At 60.7% G+C, this 23548-nt stretch carries 23 protein-coding genes; 4 read left to right on the forward strand and 19 right to left on the reverse strand.

Annotated elements, in window-relative coordinates; all coding sequences use genetic code 11:
• Nucleotides 1-60: 60 nt before the first annotated feature.
• The 3 genes from C0V97_RS16075 to C0V97_RS16085 all read right to left on the reverse strand — a co-directional run bounded on the left by C0V97_RS16075 (nucleotide 61) and on the right by C0V97_RS16085 (nucleotide 2318).
• A complete protein-coding gene (locus C0V97_RS16075; RefSeq protein WP_127103568.1) occupies nucleotides 61-612 on the reverse strand; it encodes a hypothetical protein in 552 nt (183 codons plus the stop codon).
• Between the two features lie 508 nt (nucleotides 613-1120).
• Nucleotides 1121-1666 (reverse strand): cob(I)yrinic acid a,c-diamide adenosyltransferase, encoded by a 546-nt coding sequence (locus C0V97_RS16080; protein ID WP_127103569.1) that lies wholly within the window; start codon nucleotides 1664-1666, stop codon nucleotides 1121-1123.
• Between the two features lie 88 nt (nucleotides 1667-1754).
• A complete protein-coding gene (locus C0V97_RS16085; RefSeq protein ID WP_158625453.1) occupies nucleotides 1755-2318 on the reverse strand; it encodes a DUF4142 domain-containing protein in 564 nt (187 codons plus the stop codon).
• Between the two features lie 93 nt (nucleotides 2319-2411).
• On the opposite strand from C0V97_RS16085, the gene C0V97_RS18435 reads away from it, so the two are divergent.
• On the forward strand, nucleotides 2412-2807 hold the full coding sequence (locus tag C0V97_RS18435) for a DUF423 domain-containing protein (RefSeq protein WP_158625454.1): 396 nt from the start codon (nucleotides 2412-2414) through the stop codon (nucleotides 2805-2807).
• Here C0V97_RS18435 and C0V97_RS16095 read toward each other — a convergent pair.
• Nucleotides 2787-3116 (reverse strand): hypothetical protein, encoded by a 330-nt coding sequence (locus C0V97_RS16095; RefSeq protein ID WP_127103571.1) that lies wholly within the window; start codon nucleotides 3114-3116, stop codon nucleotides 2787-2789. The genes C0V97_RS18435 and C0V97_RS16095 overlap by 21 nt on opposite strands.
• Nucleotides 3117-3262: 146 nt before the next feature.
• On the opposite strand from C0V97_RS16095, the gene C0V97_RS16100 reads away from it, so the two are divergent.
• The gene (locus C0V97_RS16100) at nucleotides 3263-3811 is read left to right on the forward strand and encodes a co-chaperone YbbN (RefSeq protein ID WP_127103572.1); all 549 of its coding nucleotides are present in this window, start codon (nucleotides 3263-3265) and stop codon (nucleotides 3809-3811) included.
• Nucleotides 3812-3859: 48 nt separating this feature from the next.
• Here C0V97_RS16100 and C0V97_RS16105 read toward each other — a convergent pair whose 3' ends face one another.
• The 12 genes from C0V97_RS16105 to C0V97_RS16160 form a co-directional block, all read right to left on the reverse strand.
• On the reverse strand, nucleotides 3860-5542 hold the full coding sequence (locus tag C0V97_RS16105) for a M3 family oligoendopeptidase (protein WP_127103573.1): 1683 nt from the start codon (nucleotides 5540-5542) through the stop codon (nucleotides 3860-3862).
• A gap of 35 nt (nucleotides 5543-5577) precedes the next feature.
• Nucleotides 5578-6783: a pyridoxal phosphate-dependent aminotransferase gene (locus C0V97_RS16110; RefSeq protein ID WP_127103574.1), complete on the reverse strand. Its 1206-nt coding sequence runs from the start codon at nucleotides 6781-6783 to the stop codon at nucleotides 5578-5580.
• 4 nt (nucleotides 6784-6787) lie between these two features.
• Entirely contained in the window at nucleotides 6788-7990 is a 1203-nt protein-coding gene (locus C0V97_RS16115; protein WP_127103575.1) for a pyridoxal phosphate-dependent aminotransferase, read from the reverse strand.
• A 19-nt stretch (nucleotides 7991-8009) separates the two neighbouring features.
• A complete protein-coding gene (leuB, locus tag C0V97_RS16120; protein ID WP_370265847.1) occupies nucleotides 8010-9062 on the reverse strand; it encodes a 3-isopropylmalate dehydrogenase in 1053 nt (350 codons plus the stop codon).
• Between the two features lie 53 nt (nucleotides 9063-9115).
• A complete protein-coding gene (leuD, locus tag C0V97_RS16125; RefSeq protein ID WP_127103589.1) occupies nucleotides 9116-9748 on the reverse strand; it encodes a 3-isopropylmalate dehydratase small subunit in 633 nt (210 codons plus the stop codon).
• Nucleotides 9748-11166 (reverse strand): 3-isopropylmalate dehydratase large subunit, encoded by a 1419-nt coding sequence (leuC, locus tag C0V97_RS16130; protein ID WP_127103577.1) that lies wholly within the window; start codon nucleotides 11164-11166, stop codon nucleotides 9748-9750. The genes leuD and leuC overlap by 1 nt, the downstream gene beginning before the upstream one ends.
• Before the next feature lie 23 nt (nucleotides 11167-11189).
• Complete coding sequence (gene rplS, locus C0V97_RS16135; protein ID WP_023978624.1) at nucleotides 11190-11570, reverse strand: 50S ribosomal protein L19; 381 nt, start codon at nucleotides 11568-11570, stop codon at nucleotides 11190-11192.
• Nucleotides 11571-11595: 25 nt separating this feature from the next.
• Entirely contained in the window at nucleotides 11596-12297 is a 702-nt protein-coding gene (trmD, locus tag C0V97_RS16140) for a tRNA (guanosine(37)-N1)-methyltransferase TrmD (protein ID WP_127103578.1), read from the reverse strand.
• Entirely contained in the window at nucleotides 12294-12878 is a 585-nt protein-coding gene (gene rimM / locus C0V97_RS16145) for a ribosome maturation factor RimM (protein ID WP_127103579.1), read from the reverse strand. The genes trmD and rimM overlap by 4 nt, the downstream gene beginning before the upstream one ends.
• Nucleotides 12879-12909: 31 nt before the next feature.
• The gene (gene rpsP / locus C0V97_RS16150; RefSeq protein ID WP_127103580.1) at nucleotides 12910-13245 is read right to left on the reverse strand and encodes a 30S ribosomal protein S16; all 336 of its coding nucleotides are present in this window, start codon (nucleotides 13243-13245) and stop codon (nucleotides 12910-12912) included.
• 50 nt (nucleotides 13246-13295) lie between these two features.
• Nucleotides 13296-14693: a signal recognition particle protein gene (ffh, locus tag C0V97_RS16155; protein WP_127103581.1), complete on the reverse strand. Its 1398-nt coding sequence runs from the start codon at nucleotides 14691-14693 to the stop codon at nucleotides 13296-13298.
• Between the two features lie 329 nt (nucleotides 14694-15022).
• Nucleotides 15023-15568: a Spy/CpxP family protein refolding chaperone gene (locus C0V97_RS16160; protein WP_127103582.1), complete on the reverse strand. Its 546-nt coding sequence runs from the start codon at nucleotides 15566-15568 to the stop codon at nucleotides 15023-15025.
• 552 nt (nucleotides 15569-16120) lie between these two features.
• On the opposite strand from C0V97_RS16160, the gene C0V97_RS16165 reads away from it, so the two are divergent.
• Nucleotides 16121-17434, forward strand: coding sequence for a sugar ABC transporter substrate-binding protein (locus C0V97_RS16165; protein ID WP_127103583.1), 1314 nt, complete (start codon nucleotides 16121-16123; stop codon nucleotides 17432-17434).
• A gap of 212 nt (nucleotides 17435-17646) precedes the next feature.
• Nucleotides 17647-19308: a glycoside hydrolase family 13 protein gene (locus C0V97_RS16170; protein WP_233582226.1), complete on the forward strand. Its 1662-nt coding sequence runs from the start codon at nucleotides 17647-17649 to the stop codon at nucleotides 19306-19308.
• 159 nt (nucleotides 19309-19467) lie between these two features.
• Here C0V97_RS16170 and C0V97_RS16175 read toward each other — a convergent pair whose 3' ends face one another.
• The 3 genes from C0V97_RS16175 to C0V97_RS16185 form a co-directional block, all read right to left on the reverse strand.
• The gene (locus C0V97_RS16175; protein ID WP_127103585.1) at nucleotides 19468-20976 is read right to left on the reverse strand and encodes a UdgX family uracil-DNA binding protein; all 1509 of its coding nucleotides are present in this window, start codon (nucleotides 20974-20976) and stop codon (nucleotides 19468-19470) included.
• Nucleotides 20973-22205, reverse strand: a complete 1233-nt coding sequence (locus C0V97_RS16180; RefSeq protein WP_127103586.1) for a putative DNA modification/repair radical SAM protein — start codon at nucleotides 22203-22205, stop codon at nucleotides 20973-20975. Before C0V97_RS16180 ends, C0V97_RS16175 begins: the two co-directional genes overlap by 4 nt.
• Before the next feature lie 530 nt (nucleotides 22206-22735).
• Nucleotides 22736-23548 (reverse strand): response regulator (locus C0V97_RS16185; RefSeq protein ID WP_158625455.1); only part of this gene is annotated, 813 nt, incomplete at its 5' end.

Genomic DNA, 23548 nt, shown 5'->3' on the forward strand with positions numbered 1-23548 from the left:
GCTCCGCGGCGACCGGGCGGACGGTCCATACCGCCCCTGCCCGATACCGGCGCACCAAGGTCAGTCTTTCCACCACCGGACGGGTTCCTGGTCATCTGTCCGCGTTTCCGGCTTGCGTGCCAGAGGGGGGCGTCCTGGCCCTCTCTTTTTTACCACCGGCGCCTCGGCAGCGATCACTTCACGCTCCACCGTACGCTTCTGCGATGCTGCTTCCTCACGCAGGCGAGACAGTTGGACCTGAGCCTCGAGGAGAGCCTGCTCGATTTCCGCACATTTCGTCTTGAGTTCTGTCACATGCAGTTTCTCGTGCACGAGATGGGTCTCAAGTGTGCGCATCTGAACATTCGCATCGCTCAATTCGCGTTGCGTGTCTTCCGCACGTCGCTGCTCGATCTTGAGCAGATTGCGCAAACGGCTGATCTCTTCACCCTGCTCATCCGATTGCGGAGAGGTCAGGCGCTGGGCCGTACGGGAGGACTGGTGATGCTCGACGACAACCTGCCCTTCCTGAACGAAACGCCGACGTCTCTGGTCAGGGGGAGATTTCTTGTGCGTTACGGGAGCCTGACGCCTGTTGCCTTTCGCGCCTAGCCGCTCCAGAGCCAGACGCAACGAATCTTCATTAATCTCTGTATCGGGACTTTGATCTTTATTCAAAAAATCGGAGTCTATACTCACTTCATTTCGCCCAAATTTGTCTGATGATATTTGTTGCCAACTGATGCTCTGGTCTATTTCGCCAGAAACGCTCTTATCTTACTCTGTCGAGGATGGGCGCCTTGAGCAGCGTTCGTATACCAGATCGTTCCCTTTGTCACGAGGAACGATCGTCACGACTACAATATCCATCCGCCATATTTACTTTATGTCACCTACGTTTCAGGACGTAAAAATAGGATCAATCCCTGAGGGTGACTTCTCATATTATGAAAGTACTACACTGCCTGAAATCTCCGACAGACCAGAAATGACGAGCGACAGAAGCCATTTTGGGAATAGCGGCAGACGATGCAGCGAGTTGCCGTCTTATCACAAATATTTGTGATGTCACCCCTGAGAGTACCGGTAAGGTCTTATCTTACGGCTTGGCTCTCCCAGCAGATATCCTCCCCCACCAGGCTTATCCGAGAGTTTGGGTCGGCTCCCAGAGAATATCCGTCTCACCGCGATCGTTCTCATGGCGCGCGAGTACAAAGAAATAATCGCTCAGACGGTTCATATAACGCAGCATCCCACCCAGCCGCGCCTCGTCGAGCGCAACCAGATCACGCTCGACGCGCCTTGCCACAACGCGGGCCATATGCGCCCAGGTCGCTCCCACCGAACCACCAGGCAGGATAAAGCTGCGCAAGGGCGCCTGATCGCGACGCAGCATCTCGACAGCCTCCTCGAGTACCACGCATTCACTTTGCAGAAATGCCTCGCCGCCATCGCGCTCCGGCATGCATAGAACAGCGCCCAAATCGAACAGCGTGTTCTGTATGGCCGCAAGCGTGGCGTGATGCGAACAATGCAGGCGCAAGAGGCCCAGTACTGCATTGAGCTCATCCACCGATCCCATTGCCTGGATCAGAGGATCGTCCTTGCGCACCCGGCGCCCGTCTCCCAGTGAGGTCTTGCCCGCATCGCCCCCTCGGGTGACGATGCGGTCGAGGCGTACACTCACGGGCGCAAACGCCGGACATGATCTGATATCACGCTGAAGCGACGCGCGCTCAAGTCATCTGGAACGGGGCGCCTGCGAAAGAGCGTCTTCACTGTTGGGCGGTCTTCTTGTGTTTGCGGGTAGCGAGTTGTGGCAGCCAGCTATAAGCAGACGAGATGTAACGCTGATCGAGCTTCTGCATTTCTGTTGCCGAAGCCTTCACATCGCTGTCCTTGGTCGTGGTGAAGACCGAGGCGATGGCCGTTCCCGAAGATTGGGACTCATCGCGAACGGCACTCATATAGGCGCGGTCGAATGCCCTGCCGTGTAATTTGGACAAATGATCCAGTTTCGCCTGATCATCCGCTACCAGAGTAGATGTCAGGGTTAGATCGTGTTTACTCGCCAGGGTCGAGAGCGCTGTGCGATGGGCATCGTAATCCTTCACAAGGGCCTGACCGTTCTCCTTGATCTCGGATGAGCGCGCATGATCGATCGTGAGCTTGCCCAACGCGATCTGGGCCAGATCGTGCTCATTCGCCTGCTGAAGAAACGCGGCATCAGCCGTCGTGAAAGGGGAAGCCTTGTCAGGCAAGGGCGGCAAACGCGGATAGGCCGGGGTACAGGCGCAAAGGGAGAGCATTGCTGCCATTGTCCACAAACCATGTCTCATCGTTCCAACCTCATTTTTCTTTGCATCGACGGGGTACGGAGTAAGGTGCCGAAACAGATTCCGGCCCCTGACAAGAAAGAGAGTGTCCCGCCCATGTCCAGTTGGCAACGTCTGATTTTGGGTTTCTGCGGCCTGTGCGGCTGTGGTGCTGTCATGCTCGCCGCACTCGGCGCCCATCTCCCCGACAGCAGGTTTATCCCCGGGGGCAGAGCCATGCTTGCCCATGGCGTCGAGATGCTCATGTGGCATGGTCTCGCTCTTCTGGCGCTCTGCGCCACCGGACGCGCCATGTTCCGGTTCGTTGCCTGGCCAATGGCCATTGGAACGCTACTCTTCGTCGTTCCTGTCGCCCTCAAGGCACTCGAAGGGCCGGATGTCGGTTTTCTGGCTCCTTACGGCGGCACGGTTGTCATGCTCTCATGGCTTGGCCTGACCGGACTTGCCGTGCTCATGCCACGTCTGGATCGTTCAACGCCCCGCGCGCCGTGACGAGCGGAGCCTCTCCGAAACGAACACGATCAGGGCCTGCACCCCGAGCGCAACAACGAAGCAGCTGAGCATGATGCCGACAAGAATGAGCTGCTCGCGCCCGAGGCTGCTATCGATGCCAAACAGCGCATAGAGCGCTTGCCATGCATCGGTACCCGCCACCCACTGCACTGCATGGCTCAGGAACGGCACGAAGCGAATCATGCAGGCCAGCACGAGCGTCAGCCCCACCAGGCCGATGGTGCGCAGCAGGGTTGAGGTGATCGACACCTCTCCCACGTTTCTTTCGCCCGCCTCACGCTGTGTCATCGCGTTTTTCCTGCTCTCTTGTATTTAAACGTCCGACAGAACATTTCATACTCTGTCATAATTTCAACTCCCCGGGATTTCGGGGGCGTCTCGTCTTCCAGCGCTCATCCCGACCCGGACAATCCCGACCAGAAAGGCCCGCACACGTGCTGACTCGCAAACTCGGCGTCCTGACATCTCTTGTTCTGGGCCTATCCGCTCTGACTCCTGTCGCCATCGGTCTCTCCAGCACCAGTGCTCTGGCCGAACAGGGTCCGCCTGCGCCGCCGGTCCTTGATAAGGGGGTCCAGATCACTCCCGCCAAGGATGTCTACCCTGATATCGCCCTTGCAAAGACACAAGTGGAGGAGGCGTTCGCCACGGCTGCGCGCACCAAGCGCAAGGTACTGATCGATTTCGGCGGAAACTGGTGCCCTGACTGCCGGATGCTTGCCGGTGTCTTCGAGCAGCCGGAAGTCGCTCAATGGCTTGAATCCCAGTTCGTAGTCGTGCCGGTCAATGTCGGCCGCATCGACAAGAATCTGGATATCGCCGAGCAATATGGCGTCACTATCCACGAGGTCCCAACCGTGCTGATCGTGACGCCGGGTCGCACATTGCTCAATGCCGACGGCGCCAACACGCTGGGCAACGCGCGCGCCATGTCGCCCCAGGCCGTTCTCGACCTGCTGGACAAATGGAACCGCCGCGGCTGACGCCCCCTGCTCCCCTCTGTCCAGAGGGGAGCGCCTGTTCCATACCCGTTACATCATGAGCATCTGTTCGGCTTCGTGCACGATCTCCGCCAGTGCGTCTTCCTCGAAGGGGACGATCAACCCGGCCGAGCGCACCAGCGAACAGAATGCCTGGCTCCCCCCCGCCTCGCAGAGGCCACGATAGAGATCCATAGCGCGTGACGGATCCACCTGCGCGATCAGCCAGAGCTGTAGCGCGACGCAGAGCGCCAGCGTGTAATCGATATAGTAGAACGGCGAGCCATAGATATGGCGCTGCGCCTGCCAGCGTCCACCCTTGGCCGGATAAGCCAGATCACCCCAGTCCCGCCATGGCATGTAAAGCTTCTCAAGACGCAGCCATGTCGCGTGACGTTCCTCGGCGCTCATGCCTGGCCTGGCATAGATTTCGTGCTGGAAGTGATCCACACAGGCGCCGTAGGGCAGGAAGCACAGGCTCTCGATCAGATGCAGGCGGCGATATCGCTCCCCTGCCCCTTCCTCCACCAGCAGATCGATTTTCGGCCAGGTCAGGAACTCAAGACCCATGGAATGGATCTCGGCCCCCTCCATGGTGGGCCAGAGCATATCGATGACGGGTTGATTGCGGCTCTTCCAGTTCTGAAAAGCATGACCCATCTCATGGGTGAATACGCCGATATCGCCATGGGTCCCGTTGAAATTGGCGAAGATGAAGGGCGTTCCTTCGGAGGAGAAAGAGGTACAGAACCCACCGCCAGCCTTGCCGGCGCGATTTTTCAGATCGACATAATGTTGATCGACCATAGCCGAGAAGAAAGCTGCCATCTCCCCGGTTTCATCGAGATTGGCAAACATCTCACGCGCTCGGGCGATCATGAGGTCGTAATCGCCTGCCGTTCCCGGGTTACCCTTGGGGTCTACAAGGGCTTCATCCCACGCCTTCAGGCTGTCCCAACCCATTTCGAGCTGGCGACGCTGCAGGAGTGCCTGAACCAGCGGCGTGACATGAGTGACAATACGCTCTCGATAGCGCGCGACATCCTGCGCGGTGTAGTCGGTGCGCCGCATACGGCGATATCCGAGTTCGATATAGGTATCGAATCCGAGCGCCTTCGCCATTTCGGTACGCAGGCGCACAAGATCATCGAAAATCCGATCAAGCGCCTCGCCATTTTCAGCATAAAATGCCCAGCGCGCTGCCTCGGCCTCATGGCGCGTGGTGCGATCCGCATCCTGCTGGAACGGCTCCAGCCCGGAAAGATTATGACGCTCGCCCCGGAACGGAATTTCCGCCGCTGCCAGAAGGGTCGTGTATTCGGCACTCAGCCGTGCCTCTTCCGCCAGCATGGGTTCGATGCGCTCATCGAAGGTGGTGATATCCGCTTCCCAGAGGGCGAGCACATGGGCGTCGAGATGCTGGGCGGCCTGCTCACGCAGCGAGAGGACACGCTTCTTGATGTCGGTCTCGAGCCCTGTGGCGAAGGGCGTGAGCGTGTCAGCATAGTCGCGGGCAGCCACGAAGGCGGCATTGCGCGTATCCTGGGCAAAACGCAGCTCCACAAGGGCCGACCAGGATTCGTAGGCGCGTCTTTGGGCATCAAACAGGTTCAGCGCGCAGGGCAGGTCACCCTCATCCAGTGCGGCGCCGACAGCATCATAGGCCTGGCCGAGCGTCTCGCGTGAGGGTGTCGGGAAATCAAGTGACTCGAATAAGGGGAAAGCTGTGATCATGGCACATGGTCGCACCCCGCCCCCTTTTCGTCCAGTCAGGCAAGGGTGAGGATGAACTGTCCGAGGCGTGCGCAGGCTTGCTGCAGGAGTGCATCCGAAGCGGCCACAGACAGACGGATATACCCGGCCTGACCGAAGGCGCTCCCCGGCACCACACTCACATGGGCCTCCTCCAGCAGAGCCTCGGCGAAATCGATATCTGTCATGATCGCCCTTCCCCCCGCGCTGGTCTTCCCAAGCAGGGCTCCGACTCCCGGAAAAGCATAGAATGCGCCGTCAGGCATGGCGCAGGTCACGCCCGGCATGTCTCGCAATGCCGCCACCACCAAATCACGTCGCTGCTGGTACACGTCGCGCATGGCATCGCGTCGATCCGCTGGCGTGGCAAGAGCAGCAACGGCCCCTGCCTGTGCCAGCGTGCAGATGCCTGAAGTGGCATTGCTCTGTATGCTTGTCATGGCCCTGATCAAGGGCTGAGGGCCACCGCAGAATCCGACACGCCAGCCCGTCATGGCATAAGCCTTCGCCATGCCATTGATCGTCAGGATCCGGTCTTTCAGATCCGGCGCGACAGAAGCGAGAGACACATGACGGCGTCCGTCGAAAGTCAGATGCTCATAAATCTCATCGGCCATGACCAGTACATGCGGCGCATCACGCAGCACGGCAGCGATCGCCTCCAGATCATCGCGTTCGAGAATGGCCCCGCTGGGATTGTTCGGGAAATTCAGGACCAGCCAGCGCGTGCGCGGCGTGATGGCTTCACGCAGCGCCTCGGCAGTGAGCCGGAAGCGGTCGCTCTCGAGGCAGGGCACCGGTACCGCAACACCCCCCATCATTTGCGCGATGATGGGGTAGCTCACCCAATAGGGCACAGGCACGATCACCTCGTCGCCCGGATCGATGGTCGCAGCGAAGGCGTTATAGATGAGCTGCTTGCCGCCATTGCCGATCAGGATTTCTTCCGGCGCGTAGCTCAGCCCGTTCTCGTCCTGAAATTTTCTGGCGACTGCTGCCTTGAGCGCAGGCTGGCCGCCGACGGGCGGATATTTCGTATCGCCACGCAGCCCCGCCTGATAGGCCGCCTCCACTGCCTCGGGCGGAGACGGAAAATCAGGTTCGCCCAGTGCCAGGGAGATCACATCGACCCCGGCAGCACGCAGGGCGCGCGCCTTGGCCGACATGGCAATGGTCGCGGGCTGCGGCAGACCGTACAGGCGTTGGGCAAGGCGGAAGCTCATGACCTCAGCTCAACGAGGCACAGAAGCGCTGGATCCGTGTGCAGGCTTCACGCAGGCTTTCGGTGTCGGTGGCATAGGAGATGCGGAAATAGCCCGGCGTCAGGAAGGCGCTGCCATGCACAGCGGCCACACCCGTCTCTTCGAGAAGTTCCGTGACGAAAATTTCGTCAGTCTCGATCACCTTGCCAGATGGGGTCTTTTTGCCGATCAGCCCCGCGATGGAGGGAAACACATAAAACGCTCCTTCCGGTCGCGTGCAGCTCAGACCCGGGGACTGGGCGAGCATGGACAGGACGAGATCACGTCGGCCCTGATAGACCGACACCATCTCACCGATGAATTCCTGCTGTCCGGTCACGGCTTCAAGTGCGGCGGCCTGGGCGATGGAGCAGGGATTACTCGTGCTCTGCCCCTGCAGCTTGATGAGTGCCTTGGTCAGTTCGACCGGTGCAGCCGAAAAGCCGATGCGCCACCCCGTCATCGCATAGGCCTTGGAGACACCATTCATGGTCACCACGCGGTCGCGCAGCTTCGGCTCGACCTGAACGAGAGTCTTGCTGACCAGGCCGTCATAGACCAGCTTGGCGTAGATATCGTCGGTGAGTACCCAGACACGCGGATGATCGAGCAGCACGTCGCACAGCGCGCGCAGATCGGCCTCGGAATAGACAGCGCCCGTCGGATTGCAGGGCGAATTCAGCACCAGCCACTTTGTCTTGGGTGTGATCGCTGCACGAAGGGCTTCAGCCTCGAGGCGAAAACCGTTTTCCGGTTTCGTCTGGACGATCACGGGCGTGCCGTCGGCCAGCGCCACGATGTCAGGATAGGAGACCCAGGCCGGAGCCGGAATGATCACCTCATCCCCGGCATCGAGCGTGGCCGTGAACACGTCATAAATGACCTGCTTGCCCCCCGTAGAGACCACGATCTCTTCGGCGCTGTAATCAAGCCCGAAATCGCGGTTCAACCAGCCCGCCACCGCCTTGCGCAGGGCGGGCGTTCCCGCGACGTCTGTGTAACGCGTCTCGCCGCGGGCGATGGCATCGCAGGCGGCGCGCTTCACGTTTTCAGGCGTGTCGAAATCGGGCTCCCCTGCAGAGAGGCTGATGATGTCCCGCCCCGCTTCTTTCAGGGCCCGCGCTTTCTGCGAAATGGCGATCGTCTGGCTGGGAGAGATCCGGTTGAGCCGGGCAGCGATCAGGGACATATCTTCCTCCGGCTGGCGCTCAGGCCAGCTTCTGCATTTCCTGAAGAACCGCGGCACCCATTGCCTCGGTGCCGACGCGGTTCATACCTTCGGACATGATATCGGCAGTCCGCAAGCCGCTGGCGAGCACATTCGAGACAGCCAGCTCGATCAGTGCCGCCTCTGCCTCGCGCTGGAGCGAGTAGCGCAGCAGCATGGCGAAGGAGAGGATCTGCGCGAGCGGGTTCGCGATGCCCTGCCCGGCGATGTCGGGCGCTGAGCCGTGGATCGGCTCATAAAGCGCATGACGCTTGCCACTTTCCTGTGCCGGACCAAGCGTGGCCGAAGGCAGCATGCCCAGAGAGCCAGTCAGCATGGAGGCCAGATCCGAGAGAAGGTCACCGAAAAGATTGCCGGTCACGATCACGTCGAACTGCTTGGGATTGCGGACGAGCTGCATGGCGCAATTATCGGCCAGCATATGCGTGAGCGTGACATCGCTATATTCACGCGCATGCAGTGCGGTCACGACCTGCTTCCAGAGCAGGCCACTTTCCATCACATTGCATTTCTCGACCGAGCAAACGCGATTATCGCGCAGACGTGCCAGTTCGAATGCGACGCGGGCCACGCGCTCGATTTCCGACGTCGTATAGACCTCGGTATTGATCCCGCGCTGCGAGCCGTCGGCAAGGGTCTCGATGCCGCGCGGTTCACCGAAATAGATGCCACCCACCGTCTCGCGAACGATCATGATATCGAGCCCGGCCACGAGTTCCGGCTTCAGTGATGACGCGTTGACCAGAGGCGGGAAGACCTGAGCCGGGCGCAGATTGGCGAAAAGCTCGAGTTCCTGACGCAGGCCCAGAATGGCGGCTTCGGGACGCTTGTCGAAGGAAATCTCGCTCCATTTCGGATCGCCCACCGAACCGAACAGTACCGCATCGGCCTCCTTGGCCATGGCGACGACTTCGGGGCGCAACGGTACGCCATGCACAGCCAGTGAGGCCCCTCCCACCAGTTCTTCGGTTATGTCGAAGCGAAGGCCACGGGCCTCACCCAGCCAGCGCGCAATCTTGACGACTTCGCGCATGACTTCGGGACCAATCCCGTCGCCGGGAAGAACAAGTAGCTTATGGGCCTGGCTCACGAAATCGTCTCCATCACGATGGTGGGGCGCCAGGATTCGTCTTTCTGACGCTTTTGCTCAAAGGACGCGATCGCACGGTCATGCTGCAGGGTCTGCCCGATATCATCGAGCCCCTCGATCAGCATGTGCTTGCGGAACGCATCGACTTCGAACGCAATGGTGCTGCCATCCGGGCGCTGCACGACCTGTTTTTCCAGATCGATGGTGATGCGGGCATTGGCCCCCATCTGCGCGTCTTCCATGAGGCTTTCACAGATTTCACGCGGCAGGCGGATCGGCAGGATGCCGTTCTTGAAGCAGTTATTGAAAAAGATATCGGCAAAGCTCGGCGCGATCACGCAGCGGATACCGAAATCCAGCAGCGCCCAGGGCGCATGTTCACGGGAGGAGCCGCAGCCGAAATTATCCAGCGTGACCAGAATCTCGGCCTGTCGGTAAGGCTCACGGTTCAGCACGAATTCCGGCTTTTCCGATCCGTCCTCATGATAGCGTTGAGCCGCAAAGGCATTCTTGCCCAGACCGCTGCGCTGAATGGTCTTGAGAAAACGCGCCGGGATGATCTGATCCGTGTCGATATTCTCGACCGGCATGGGGGCCGCGATGGCGGTGAGCGTTGTGAACTTGTCCATCATGCCATCTCCCGCACATCGATAAAGCAGCCCGTGACCGCCGCCGCTGCCGCCATCGCGGGCGAACAGAGATGGGTACGTCCACCCGGGCCCTGACGCCCCTCGAAATTACGGTTCGAGGTCGAGGCGCAACGCTGGCCGGAGGTCAGCTTGTCCGGGTTCATGCCCAGACACATCGAGCATCCGGCCTCCCGCCATTCGAACCCGGCCTCGCGGAAGATCTGGTCCAGCCCCTCGGCTTCGGCGGCGGCTTTCACATGGCCCGAACCTGGCACAACCATGGCGCGCACGCCCGGTGCCACGTGGCGCCCCTTGGCAATGGCGGCAGCCGAGCGCAGATCCTCGATACGGCTATTCGTGCAGGAGCCGATGAACGCCACGTCGATTTTGGTCCCGGCGATCTTCTGGCCGGCTTCGAGACCCATATAGTCGAGCATACGCTGCACCTGATGGGCACGCGCCGGATCGTTGAACTGCGCCGGATCGGGCACGATACCATCGATCGCGATCACGTCCTCAGGGCTGGTGCCCCAGGTCAGATTGGGCTGGATGGCGGCGGCGTCGAGCGTGACCTCGGTGTCGAATACGGCGCCGTCATCGGTGGCCAGCGTGCGCCAGTAGGCACAGGCCTTCTCGAAATCCTCACCCTTGGGGGCAAAGCGGCGCCCTTCGACATAGGCAAAGGTCGTCTCATCGGGCGCGACCAGACCGGCGCGGGCGCCCGCTTCGATCGACATATTACAGAGCGTCATGCGTCCGGCCATGTCGAGCGCGCGGATGGCGTCGCCTGCGAACTCCATCACATGACCCGTTCCGCCAGCGGTCCCGATCTTGCCGATGATGGCGAGCATGATGTCCTTGGCCGTCACGCCGGGGCCAACCTGGCCAGCCACCGTGATGCGCATGTTCTTGGCCGGCTTCTGCAGCAGGGTCTGCGTGGCCATGACATGCTCGACCTCGGAAGTGCCGATACCGAAGGCCAGAGCCCCCATCGCCCCATGGGTCGAGGTATGGCTGTCACCGCAGACGATGGTCATGCCAGGCAGGGAGATGCCCTGTTCGGGTCCCACCACATGCACGATCCCCTGGTCTTTCGAGCGCAGCTTGAAATAGGGAACGCCGAATTCGGCCACGTTCTTTTCGAGCGTTTCAATCTGGAGCCGGGATTCCGGCTCCTCGATCGGCAGCGAGCGGTCCGAGGTCGGCACGTTGTGATCGACCACGGCTACCGTCGCATCCGGACGACGCAGGCGCCGCCCGGACATCCGCAGGCCTTCGAAGGCCTGCGGGCTTGTCACCTCATGGAGAAGGTGCCGGTCTATGTAGAGAATGCAGGTGCCGTCCGGGAGGCGTTCGACCACATGGTCATCCCAGATCTTATCGAACAATGTTCGCGCCACCGTACTCTCCTTTGTCATGAACCGGTTTCGACTATCCTGATTTAGGAAGCCGTCTTGGCAACGTCACGGGGACGCTCGGCAATACGAGCCGACTTGCCGCTACGCTCACGCAGATAATACAGCTTTGCACGACGCACCTTGCCGCGACGGACAACAGCGATCTCGGCGATGGAGGGGGAGTAGAGCGGGAAGATACGCTCAACGCCTTCACCGTTCGAGATCTTGCGAACCGTGAAGTTGCTGTTCAGGCCCTTGTTGGAACGGGCAATCACAACGCCTTCATAGGCCTGGACGCGCTCACGCGTGCCTTCGACAACGCGCACGCCAACGCGCACGGTGTCACCGGCCTGGAATTCGGGAACCGGACGGGCGGCGGTCAGACGCTCGATTTCGCGCGCCTCATACTGCTGGACAATGTTCATGGTACTTCTCCGAGAAAACGAAAATTTATCTGTTGGTCTTGGCTTCAGCATAGGCCGCCCAGAGGTCGGGGCGTCTGGCCTGTGTCACAAGGCGGGCCTGCTCGTGACGCCAGGCCGCAATCGCAGCATGATGTCCTGAAAGCAGGATGTCCGGCACGTCCATGCCCTCCCACGAGGCGGGCTTGGTGTAGTGCGGGTATTCAAGCAGACCGTCACCGAAGCTCTCTTCGGCATCGCTCAGCTCGGACCCCATCACACCGGGCAGGAGGCGCACGCAGGAATCGAGCAGCGCATAGGCAGGGATCTCCCCGCCCGAGAGCACGAAATCGCCAAGCGAAACCTGCACGACATTGCGTCGCTCCAGAACCCGCTCATCGACGCCCTCGAAGCGCCCGCACAGCACCACAACCCCGTCACCCGACGCAAACTCGCGCGACTGCGCCTGCGTCAGGCGCGCGCCACGCGGCGTCGGGTAGATGACCGGACGGCCATCGGCCTCGATCGAGTCCAGCGCTTCGGCAACCACATCGGCCCGAAGCACCATGCCCGCACCACCGCCGAATGGCGTGTCATCCACGGCGCGATGACGCCCACGCCCGAAGTCACGCAGATCATGCACACCCAAGGACCAGACGCCTTCCTCAAGCGCCCGCCCCGCCAGGGAGAACCCCAGTGGCCCCGGAAACATGTCCGGGAACAGGGTGAGAATATCCGCGCGCCAGGTCATGAGCGCACCGCCACATCGTCCTTGCCCGACAGATCACCCTCGACTTCCACCTCATGCGGCGGCTCAACGATGATCCGACCCTGATCAAACAGGATTTCCGGCACGCAGGCATGGGTGAAGGGCACGATCAGATCCTGCCCCTTGCCGCCCTGCTCTGCGGCCGTGATTTCCAGGCTGACACCCGCGCCATAATCATGGATGACCGCAACCGTGCCGAGAACCTTACCCTCGCGGGTTTCGGCGCGCAGCCCGATCAGATCGGCATGATAAAACTCGTCCTCATCCGTATCGGGCAGGCAGTCCCGACCGACATAGAGCTTGAGGTTTACGAGGCGCGAAGCTTCATCCCGGTCGGTGACGGGGCGGCCGGACGCATCAAACAGACGTGCAATGCCGTGACCCTGCCATTCCACCCGCCAGACTGTCCCGCGCTCGTCATGCAACGTCCCGATTTCCTCGACAGAGGCCGGATCATCGGTTGCCGCAAAGAGATGCACGAGCCCCTTCACGCCGTGGGGCCTGCCCACGGTCGCGACCAGAATATCTTTCGATACGTCGAATGGGGCGCTGCCGGTCGTCATGGAATGCTGAAGCCTATCCCTGGTCTATGGCTCAGGCTGCGGCCTTGGCGGCTGCACGCTCCTGGGCGCGCTTCTTCGGCGCGGACTGCTTGGGCTGCTCGTTGTAAACGGGCTTCTCCATCAGGCCGGCATTGCCAAGGAAGCGGGCAACGCGATCGGTCGCCTGCGCGCCGTTCGACAGCCAGTGCTTGATACGCTCGTCGTTCAGACGGATGCGGTCGGCATGGTCGGAAGGCAGCATCGGGTTGTACGCGCCAACCTTTTCGATGAAACGGCCGTCGCGGGGGCTGCGGCTGTCAGCAATCACGATGTGGTAGTACGGACGCTTCTTGGCACCAGCGCGCGAAAGGCGAATCTTGAGGCTCATTGATTAACTCCAAAGTGTCGAAAACGGTGTAAAAATCATGCCGGTTGGGGTTAGCGACGCGGGCCGCCAAAGCCACCGCCGGGCCGCCCGCCGGGAGCACCGCCCGACATGAGACCGGAAAGCATCTGCTTCATGCCACCGAGGCCCATCTTGCTGATGCGCTTCATGATGGTGGACATGTCGTCAAACTGCTTGAGCAACTTGTTGACCTCCTGAACCGTCGTGCCGGAACCGGCAGCGATACGCTTCTTGCGAGAGGCCTTGATGATCGAGGGCGTCTTGCGTTCGTCCTTGGTCATCGAGGAAATGATGGCCTGATGGCGCTTGAAGATCGAGGTATCGAGATCCTGATCGCCCAGCTTGTCCTTGAGCTTGCCCATGCCGGGCAGCATGCCGAGGATGCCGGAGATGGAGCCCATCTTGCCGATCTGACGCAGCTGCGAGGCATAATCGTCGAGATCGAACTTGCCCGCCATCATCTTCTTGGCGACGCGTTCGCTCTCTTCGTGATCGAGCGTCTCGCTGGCCTTCTCGACCAGCCCGGCAATATCGCCTAGGCCGAGAATACGACCGGCCACACGCTCGGGATAGAAATCGTCCAGCGCCTCGAGCTTTTCGCCCAGACCCACCAGCTTGATAGGGGCGCCGGTGATGGCACGCATCGAGAGCGCCGCACCACCGCGCGCATCGCCATCCATACGGGTCATGACGACACCGGTAATGCCGACTGCCTCGTTGAAGCGCTGGGCGGTATTTACCGCGTCCTGACCCGTCATGGCATCGACGACGAGCAGCGTCTCGACCGGGCTGGTCGCGTCGCGCACGTCACGCACTTCCTGCATGAGGGCTTCGTCGATCGACAGACGGCCTGCCGTATCGAGAATAACCACATCATAGCCTTCGCGACGCCCCGTCTCGAGAGCGCGCTTGGCGATCTCGACGGGCTGCTGACCGGCAATAATCGGCAGCGAGCCCACGCCGACGCGCTCGGCAAGCTGCTGAAGCTGAAGCTGCGCGGCAGGGCGCTGCACGTCGAGCGAGGCGAGAAGAACCCGCTTGCGCTCGCGCGTCAGGAGACGCAGGGCGATCTTGCCGGAGGTCGTGGTCTTGCCCGAACCCTGCAAACCGACCATCAGCACCGGCACAGGCGCTGCGGCCGCAAGGTTCAGCGGCACGTTGCCCGCACCGCCAAGCGCCTCGATCAAGGCGTCATTGACGATCTTGGCAACGGCCTGGCCGGGAGAAATGCTTTCCAGCACCTCAGTCCCGACGGAGTTTTCCTTCACCTTGTTGACGAAGTCACGCACGACGGGCAGGGCCACGTCGGCATCCAGCATGGCCAGACGCACTTCGCGCATCGCTTCGGCAACATCCGCCTCGGACAGCCTGCCGCGCTTGGACAGACCCTCAAATACACCGGAAAGTTTGCCAGAAAGCGTGTCGAACACGTGGAACCCTTATAAGCAACAGAAAGACGCCACTGCGCGAGTCTTCGCGAGGTGGCGTTTCAAATCTGGACAGGGAGCTAAAGGGGCGAGACGGCAAAGTCAAGGCAAAACCGGACCGCTCCTCTGACCGCCTCACGGAACATGAGCGAACTGTCCCCCTCAAGCGGCGGGAGCGAAGCCCGTACGCGTCACCCATCCATCTCATGGGCAGGTGAAGAGGTCTGCACCGGGACCTACGGAGAGACAGGCCGCAAATGATGCCACCTGCCCTCGGCAACGATCAGCAAGCCCCGGGAATACCCCCGGGCTCATCATGAAATGGAAGCCGCTCAGGGAGCGTCGTCGTCATCCTTGTCTGCCACATTCTTGGCATGGGGGGGACGCAGCAGATCGCGGATCTGGCTCTCAAGCGCATCCAGCTTGGCCTGTGTCGTTCGGGCCTTGTCGAGTTGCTCCGGGGTCAGCACATCGTGAATCGCGACAGCATCGGCGGCCATGGCCTCCTCATCCTTGGCGTTCAGCGCCTCCTTCTGCTTGATCAGGCCGTCGAGCTTGGCCTTATCGACCGGCCCTTTGGCCAGAAGCAGGGCGCCAATCTGTCCATCAAGATCCCGACGCTGATGCATTGCCTCGCGTCGCTCCTGACGATGCGCATGCATCATCGTGTGGATCTTGTCGCGCTGCTCCTTGGTCAGATCGACCCCGCGCAGTAGTCCCATGAGCGGTGGCGGCGGCATCATGCCCATATGACCAGGCGGTGGCGGAACGGGACCGACCGGTCCCGGGGCGGGGGCCGGACCATGGGCATGAGCCAGCGCCATGAAAGAAGGTGCCGCAGCAAGAGCCAGCAGGCAGAAAGTCTTTTTCGAGATCATGCTCGTCTTCTTCCTATATTTGCAAAGACACCCAACTCGATGCCTATGACCGATCTCTAGCAAGAAGAATGCGGAGAACTAGGGCCAAAGCACTACAGAGTGTATGTATTGTTACAGAAACTCTACCATCTTTGCCGCTCCAGGGGCCCGCCGGCGAAAGCGTACGTGTCATGCTTAACACATTCATGTTACGGCATTGTCATCTTCTTGTTATTTACCGGAAAGGGTGACAGCGTGAGGGAACGCATTCCGCAAGGAGTGCCGTATGAAGAACCGGACAGACGGACCCCCATGCGCCCCATCTCAAGGCTCAGGCCTGAAATGCCCCTTCTCGATGTTGCATCTCCCATCGGCCGAAGGCGGCTCGGACAACGCCCTGCCTGTTACATTTCTTCCGGTTGCTGAGCCGCTGGAACGTGGCGGTGCCTCCCATGGGGCATCACGCCCTGCCCGACTGCACCCGTCACTGTCCCCATTCCGGCTGTTTTGGGCGCACGCTCTCATTCTTCGCCATCGCGCCAAATCGCACATGATTTTCCAAGGACTGCCTCAATGAAGAAATCCCTGCTTCTGGCCAGTGTCGCCCTCGGGCTCGGTCTCGCTGCCCAGGCCAAGGCTGATACGACGCTCACCATTGCCACCGTGAACAACGTGCAGATGATCGAGATGCGCAAGCTTTCCTCGGTATTCGAAAAGGCCCATCCCGACATTCATCTCAACTGGGTCACGCTTGAGGAGAACGTCCTGCGTCAGCGTGTCACAACCGATATCGCCACCCATGCAGGGCAGTTCGACATCCTGACAATCGGCAATTATGAAGTACCGCTCTGGGCCAAGCAGGGGTGGCTCTACAAGTTCGATAATCTGCCCGCCGCCTATGACCTCAACGACGTCATCGCGCCGGTGCGCGAGAGCGTAAGCTATGAAGGCAAGGTCTATGCCCTGCCTTTCTACGCCGAGAGCGTGATGACGCTTTACCGCAAGGACCTCTTCGCCAAGGCCGGCATCACCATGCCGGAGGCGCCGAGCTGGGACCAGATACGCGATTTCGCAACGAAGACGACTGACAAAGCGACCGATACCTATGGGATCTGCCTGCGCGGCAAGCCGGGCTGGGGTGAGAACATGACCATCGTTACCACCATGGTGACCAGTTTTGGCGGCCAATGGTTTGACATGGCCTGGAAACCCACGCTCAACACCCCCGCCTGGCATAATGCCATCAGCTATTACAGCTCGCTGCTCAAGCAGTTCGGCCCCCCTGGCGCGAGCGCAAATGGCTTCAATGAAAATCTGTCGCTTTTCGCAACCGGTCATTGCGCCATATGGGTCGACGCCACCAGCGCCGCTGGCACGGTCTATGACCCCAAGCAGAGCAGCGTGGCGGACAAGGTCGGCTTTGCGCCCCTGCCGACGGGCAGCTTCAAGGGCGGGCCGACCTGGCTCTGGTCATGGAACCTCGCGATTCCGGCATCCTCGACCCATGCCGAGGCCGCAAGCACGTTCATCCAGTGGGCGACCTCCAAGGAGTATATCCAGCTCGTCGCGAAGACCGATGGCTGGGTCAATATTCCGCCCGGCACGCGCAGCTCCTCGTACCAGTCAGCTGAGTATCAGAAGGTCGCGCCTTTCTCCTCCTTCGTGCTGAAGGCCATCGAAAGCTCAAACCCCTCGGGGCAGACGGCTCAGCCGCGGCCCTATGTCGGCGCCCAGTTTGTTGACATCACCCCCTTCCAGGGGATCGGCACCCAGGTGGGCCAGACCATCGCCTCCATCCTGGCAGGATCGACCAGCGTGGATGCCGGTCTCTCGGCCGCCAATGCTGCTACCAACCGCGTGATCCGTCAGGCCGGGTACCAGAAGTAAGACCATTCGCTGCCGGGTCGTTGCCCGGCAGCGACCGGGTATGCGTGGCAGCGAACAGGCTGGAGAGCTTCAACGCCGCCCCCTCTTCCTGGGGGCGGCAGTGCTTCCCGCTTTCGCGCCCGCCCCGCTCCCGGGCTGCAATTTAGTGTGACTGCACCAACCCGGCGTCTGCAGCGGTGTTCCTTGAGACATACCTCATGGAAAGCAGGGCTATGACACAGAACGGTTCCCATCCTCTCTGGTGGAAAGACGCGGTCATCTACCAGGTCTATCCACGCTCTTTCGCTGACTCCGATGGCGATGGTATTGGCGACCTGCCGGGTATCATCGATCACATGCCCTATCTCGAGAAACTCGGGATCGATGCGTTGTGGATCTCCCCCTGCTTTCAGTCGCCCCAGGGCGATGCGGGATATGACATTTCCGATTACCGCAAGATCGACCCACTTTTTGGCACGGTCGAAGATTACGAGGCGCTGATCAAGGAAGCGCACGACCATGGATTGCGTGTGATCGCAGACATGGTCCCGAACCATACATCCGATCAGCATGCCTGGTTCAAGGAGGCCATGGTATCGGAACCCGGCAGCGCCGCACGCGAGCGCTATCTGTTTCGCGACGGCAAGGGAAAGAGCGGCGACGAGCCCCCGAATAACTGGCAGAGCGTTTTTGGCGGCATTGCCTGGACACGCGAGCCCGAGCGCAAGGATGGCAAGCTACGCCAATGGTATCTTCACCTCTTCGATAGCTGTCAGCCTGATCTGAACTGGGACAATCCAGAGGTCCGTAGCGAATTCGAGTCCGTGCTACGCTTCTGGCTCGATCGCGGGGTGGATGGTTTTCGCATCGACGTTGCCCATGGCCTCATCAAGGAAAAAGGCCTGCCCCCCTATACCGAGCGTGCCACGATGGTGGGCGAGGATGACGACAAGACCCCCAGTGACGCGCCGATGTGGGATCGAGACGGGGTGCACGACATCTATCGCAGTTGGCACAAGCTTCTGGCCAGCTATCCCGGCGACCGGATGCTCGTGGCCGAAGCCTGGGTCAAGCCGCTCTCCCGTCTCGCGCGCTATGTGCGCCCGGATGAAATGCAGCAGACGTTCAATTTCGATTATCTGCTCTGCCGCTGGAATGCCGCGAAATATCGCGAGATCATCACCGACTCACTCGAGGCGATGCACGAGGTCGGCGCCATCACGGCCTGGGTCATGTCCAACCATGATACGGTGCGCCATGCCTCACGTCTGGGCCTCAAGGATGCGGGTGCCCGCCCCCAGGGTATTGATGCAGCCCATGAGCAGCCGAATGAAGCGCTCGGGCTGCGTCGTGCGCGGGCTGTCATTTTCATGACGCTCGGCTTGCCCGGATCGGCGACGCTGTATCAGGGTGAGGAACTTGGCTTGCCCGACCATACGACCCTAGACCGGAAATACCGGCAGGATCCGGCCTTCTTCCGTACCGAAGGGAAGGAAATCGGCCGCGATGGCTGTCGTATTCCCATGCCATGGAAAGCAGACGGCCCCTCACTCGGCTTCAATGAAAGCGGTGAATTATGGCTGCCCCAGCCGGAGCATTACAAGGATTATGCCGTCACGGTCGAGGAGAAGGACCCCCATTCCACCCTCGCCCTCTATCGCGCGCTTCTCACCCAGCGCAAGAAATTCCACCTCGGGAGGGGCGTCCTGAAATGGGCCGCGCCACGCGAGAATGTTGTCGAGTTCACGAATGGTGACGTTCGGGTGGTCCTGAACTGTGGGAATGAGCCGGTCGCTCTCCCCCCCGGTGACATTCTGGTGGCGAGTCATAAAATCGGGGAAGATAAGATGCTGCCCGCCAATGCGGCCGTTTGGATCAGCGTGAGCAAGGCCTGAACCCCTCTCCGCGCGCCTGCCCTGACAAGGCAGGCTCGACGGAGCCACCCACAGGCTATCTCCCTTGTACGGCTCAAATACTGCGCTCGACAGTCGTTAAATGAGAGTCAGTCCGATCGGCAAGCCCTCGGATGATGACCCGGTTGACATTGAATTGGCCTATGCCGTTCTAAGCCAGTCTTTTGCCATCGTGAGCTCTTGGACGAAACGACGCTCCTCCTCCTGCGCCCGCTGCGGATCAGGCAGTCGGAGTAGATAGGAGGGATGAATGGTGGCCAATGTCGCAGGGCGTCCAGGATCCTGCCGCACCCGACCTCGTGTGGCGCCCAGTCGCGCTATCCGCCCTTCAAACGCCTGGAGAGCGGTCGCTCCGAGCGTCACCACGAGACGGGGCTTCACGAGGGCCATTTCCTGCTCGAGCCAGGAGGAACAGGCAACGATCTCGTTCCGATCCGGGGTCTGATGGATACGCCGCCTCCCCTTGGATACGAACTTGAAATGCTTCACCGCATTGGTGAGATACACCTCACTGCGCATAATCCCGACTTCCCCAAGAATACGATCAAGCACCTGCCCTGCCGGTCCGACAAACGGCTTGCCCTGCAAATCCTCCTGGTCTCCAGGTTGCTCGCCAATAAGCATAAGGGGCGCGTGCTCTGGCCCCTCACCGGTCACGACCTGAGTCGCGTAGCAGCAGAGCGAGCAGCGCTGACATGACGAGAGGGCATGCGCCAGCGCAGGCAGACCGTCGAGCGCCGCCTTTTCCGCGCGCACCGCTTCTTCTCGTCTTGCCCACTCGGCCTGATGACGCTCGTGAAAGCCCGGTGCAGAGCCGTCATTCTGGAGCGCCACCATGGCGGCTACACGCTTTTCCGCTCCGGCCAGCATCTGCGGGATAAGCCGTGTCTCAGGCAGGTTCTTCCAGTATTTCGTGGGCATCTCCGAGCGCATCGCTTTGGTCTTGATACGCGCCGGATTGAAGATGGACTGATAGTAGCGATGCCACAGCGCCTCGACATCATCCTGCATGGAGGGTGGGGTACAGGGTTCTATATTGAAGGTGACCTTGCCCTTCTCATGCAGGACCGAGCCGATGGGAGTGAGAATAAGCCAGTCCATGTCCGAGAACCGCTCAGCGAAGAATGGCGCAACGCTTTCAAGGATATAGTTTTCCGGTTCGAACCAAGCGACGAAATGCCGGCGCCCGACCACCTCTTCGCCGCCCTCGGGAAGCGCCTCCCGAAAACGCAGGAATGCCTTCATCTTGTGCATGTCGCGCCGTATCTGATGCTCCATGCGCGCTGCCTCGCGGATGTCGGGATCAGTTGCAATCGCCAGAAGCGCGGGTTCGCTTTGCAAACGCCAGAGCAGGCGATAGGCGAGCGCGAAGCGCGCCGGGTCATGATGACGCAGGATCGAACGCAGCATCAAGAGGGCCGCTTTCGTCACATGGCCGACCGGGTGACCCGCGCGCTCGGTCGGCCGCGCCACAGACTCCTCCTCACCTTGTCTGACCGATGAGGCGTCTGCGGAGAAGAGCTCCGGCTGTGCAGGATCTGGGCTTACCCACTCCACGTCATCGGGTGCCAAGCCCTCCGCCAGGGCGGCACGCGCCTGAACACGCCATGCCTCGAAGCGCGCATCAGGAGGAAGCGTGATATGTCTCATAAGAGGCTCAATTGACGCGGTTGAGGCCGAAAAGCTGCCGCCAGATTATCTCGGTCTATCAGACGGCCCGGTGACCAGTCCGCCGTCACGACGAAAGGCTTGATCTTGCGCAGGGACACATGCAACCGCTCCACATCTTCGAGCCTGATCACCTTGTGTCGACGCGCTAAAAGCAGGGCGGTCACGCTGCGCGGCCCAAGTCCAGGCACACGCAACAACATTTCTCGGCTGGCGCGGTTCAGATCGAGCGGGAATTGCGCGCGGTTCTGGAGCGCCCAGGCCAGCTTGGGGTCGAGTTCGAGATCGAGCATGCCGTCCTGACGCTCGGCCACGATCTCTTCGAAAGAGAAGCCGTAGAAGCGCACCATCCAGTCAGCCTGATAGAGCCGATGCTCGCGTAGAAGCGGAGGCGCCTGCGAGGGGAGCGCGACCGACGCGTCGGGAATGGGGCTGAACGCCGAATAATAGACACGCCGCAAGGCATACCCAGAATAAAGAGCGGCGCTGCTGCGCAGAATATCCCGGTCAGTCGAGCGGTCCGCCCCAATGATCATCTGCGTGCTCTGACCACCCGGGGCGAAGCGCCGTGCCTTGCGCCCGCTCAGGGTACGGTCCCCCGCCTCCTGAATACGCAGGCGCAGCGCCCCCATGCTCTGCCTGATATGTCCGGCATCTTTCTCTGGCGCATAGGCCGCCAGTCCGGCCTCGGTGGGCATTTCCACATTGATCGACAGACGGTCGGCGTAGAGCCCGGCCTCCTCGATCAGATGGGGCGCCGCGTCAGGAATGGTCTTGAGATGAATATAGCCATGAAAATGGTGGGTCAGGCGCAGCTCACGCGCGACGCGCACCATCTCTTCCATGGTGTAATCGGAGGAACGGATGACACCGGAAGAGAGAAACAACCCTTCGATATAATTGCGCCGATAGAATTCCAGGGTAATCCATATGATCTCCTCGACCGTGAACCGTGTGCGCTCGATCTTGGAGGATGATCGGTTGATGCAATAGGCGCAGTCATAAATACAGAAATTGGTCATCAGGATCTTGAGCAGCGAGATACACCGCCCATCGGGGGTATAGGCGTGACAGATCCCGTTCGGCGCTTTAGAGCCCAATCCTTCCTCACCCGGTTTCTTCTTCGAGCGCGCGCCGCTCGACGCACAGGACGCGTCGTATTTGGCGGCATCCGAGAGAATTTCCAGACGTGCGGCGAGGGTCTTTTTCATCCTTTGGAGATGGGAAACGCCTCGGAACAAGTCAAGAACAACGCGCCTTGAAATGCAGGGTTTGTCTGGGTTTCCTACACACCGCGCCGCTGTCCGGAACCGGACCCGGATGTCGCCTCTTGCGCCCCTTCAAAGCTGGCCGTGAGCGTGAGGAGCGTGTTCCCGGGACCATACTCTAACAGTCGCGAGACCTCTGTGGGATTTACAGGGTGAGTACCGCGCGCGAAGAGCGATCCAGCAGCCTCGTTAGGCGCTGTCAGCGCAGTTTGCTCCCCCGCACACAGGATTTCGGCGCATGCAAGATCGTTACGTATCGGATACCGACGGAACCGCGCTCACGGAGCGACAGGAAAAGATCCCAGATCACTCAGGAGACTCATGAGCTCCGGAGGAGACAAGGAGAGAGGCTAGCGACGGCGCCCCTTATCTGGAACGGACAAGCGGCGCCAGTATGTGCCCGCCCGTCACTCGGAATGCCGAGATGGCCAATCTGCAGTTAAACTATGAGAAATCAGCCGATGTGGGACCGCTTAGGCGGGAAGCACCTTGAGCAACTCCTGCACCGCATTCTTGATCGAATAGGGTTTGCGCAGCACGGGCACATCCTGGAATTCGCGCGGGATCATCGTGCGATCGGCGTAGCCCGTCGCGAACAGGAACGGGATACGCTTCTTGCGCAGGAGAGTCGCGACCTCATGCGAACTCTCCTTACCCAGATTGAAGTCGAGCAAAGCCACATCGGGGGCGCGCTCGCGTATTGCCTGGAGTGCCTCGTATACCGAAGAGACCGTACGGATATTCCGCACGCCATAAGCACCCAGCGCCTGCTCGGTCTCCATCGCGATAAGCAATTGGTCTTCCACGAGCAGGACATAGGCTGAATGCAGCAATTCCGATTGTGCTGCGGTGGCGATCGGAAGGTCCTCAACCACAGGCTCGATAGCCGTCTCGGACACGAGGACCGCATGACGCACCGGGAAACTCAGACGGATGAACAAGCCTTCGGGCCGGAATTCGCGCACCGAGGTACCCCCCAGTTCGTGGGGGATCGCGCGTTCGAGCAGGATCGAGCCAAAACCATTCCCCTTGGGAGGCGTAACCGGAGGACCTCCCGTCTCGGTCCATTCCAGCACCCAGTTTCCAGGCTCCTCGTCGAGGAACCATGAGATCCGGAGGTTACCGGAGGGCTTGGACAACGCCCCGTATTTGGCGGCATTGGTCGCGAGTTCGTGCAGCGTCAGCGCCGCAACAGACAGGGCGGGTCCTGAGAGCCAGAGATTCGGCCCTTCCAGCGTCACAGCAGAGGGCTGGTGACGATACGGCTCAAGCTCGGCCTCCAGCAA

It is taken from the genome of Asaia sp. W19 (assembly GCF_003994335.1).
Classification (GTDB): Bacteria; Pseudomonadota; Alphaproteobacteria; order Acetobacterales; family Acetobacteraceae; genus Asaia.

Coding starts and splice junctions, on each gene's coding strand:
- C0V97_RS16105 (WP_127103573.1), bottom strand. CDS start 5,542: ATGATCACAGCTTTCCCCTTATTCGAGTCACTTGATTTCCCGACACCC.
- C0V97_RS16095 (WP_127103571.1), bottom strand. CDS start 3,116: ATGACACAGCGTGAGGCGGGCGAAAGAAACGTGGGAGAGGTGTCGATC.
- leuB (WP_370265847.1), bottom strand. CDS start 9,062: ATGCGCGAAGTCGTCAAGATTGCGCGCTGGCTGGGTGAGGCCCGTGGC.
- C0V97_RS16115 (WP_127103575.1), bottom strand. CDS start 7,990: ATGTCCCTGATCGCTGCCCGGCTCAACCGGATCTCTCCCAGCCAGACG.
- trmD (WP_127103578.1), bottom strand. CDS start 12,297: ATGACCTGGCGCGCGGATATTCTCACCCTGTTCCCGGACATGTTTCCG.
- C0V97_RS16110 (WP_127103574.1), bottom strand. CDS start 6,783: ATGAGCTTCCGCCTTGCCCAACGCCTGTACGGTCTGCCGCAGCCCGCG.
- C0V97_RS16170 (WP_233582226.1), top strand. CDS start 17,647: ATGACACAGAACGGTTCCCATCCTCTCTGGTGGAAAGACGCGGTCATC.
- C0V97_RS18435 (WP_158625454.1), top strand. CDS start 2,412: ATGTCCAGTTGGCAACGTCTGATTTTGGGTTTCTGCGGCCTGTGCGGC.
- C0V97_RS16160 (WP_127103582.1), bottom strand. CDS start 15,568: ATGATCTCGAAAAAGACTTTCTGCCTGCTGGCTCTTGCTGCGGCACCT.
- C0V97_RS16085 (WP_158625453.1), bottom strand. CDS start 2,318: ATGAGACATGGTTTGTGGACAATGGCAGCAATGCTCTCCCTTTGCGCC.
- rimM (WP_127103579.1), bottom strand. CDS start 12,878: ATGACGACCGGCAGCGCCCCATTCGACGTATCGAAAGATATTCTGGTC.
- leuC (WP_127103577.1), bottom strand. CDS start 11,166: ATGACAAAGGAGAGTACGGTGGCGCGAACATTGTTCGATAAGATCTGG.
- C0V97_RS16165 (WP_127103583.1), top strand. CDS start 16,121: ATGAAGAAATCCCTGCTTCTGGCCAGTGTCGCCCTCGGGCTCGGTCTC.
- leuD (WP_127103589.1), bottom strand. CDS start 9,748: ATGGACAAGTTCACAACGCTCACCGCCATCGCGGCCCCCATGCCGGTC.
- C0V97_RS16175 (WP_127103585.1), bottom strand. CDS start 20,976: ATGAGACATATCACGCTTCCTCCTGATGCGCGCTTCGAGGCATGGCGT.
- rplS (WP_023978624.1), bottom strand. CDS start 11,570: ATGAACATTGTCCAGCAGTATGAGGCGCGCGAAATCGAGCGTCTGACC.
- C0V97_RS16180 (WP_127103586.1), bottom strand. CDS start 22,205: ATGAAAAAGACCCTCGCCGCACGTCTGGAAATTCTCTCGGATGCCGCC.
- rpsP (WP_127103580.1), bottom strand. CDS start 13,245: ATGAGCCTCAAGATTCGCCTTTCGCGCGCTGGTGCCAAGAAGCGTCCG.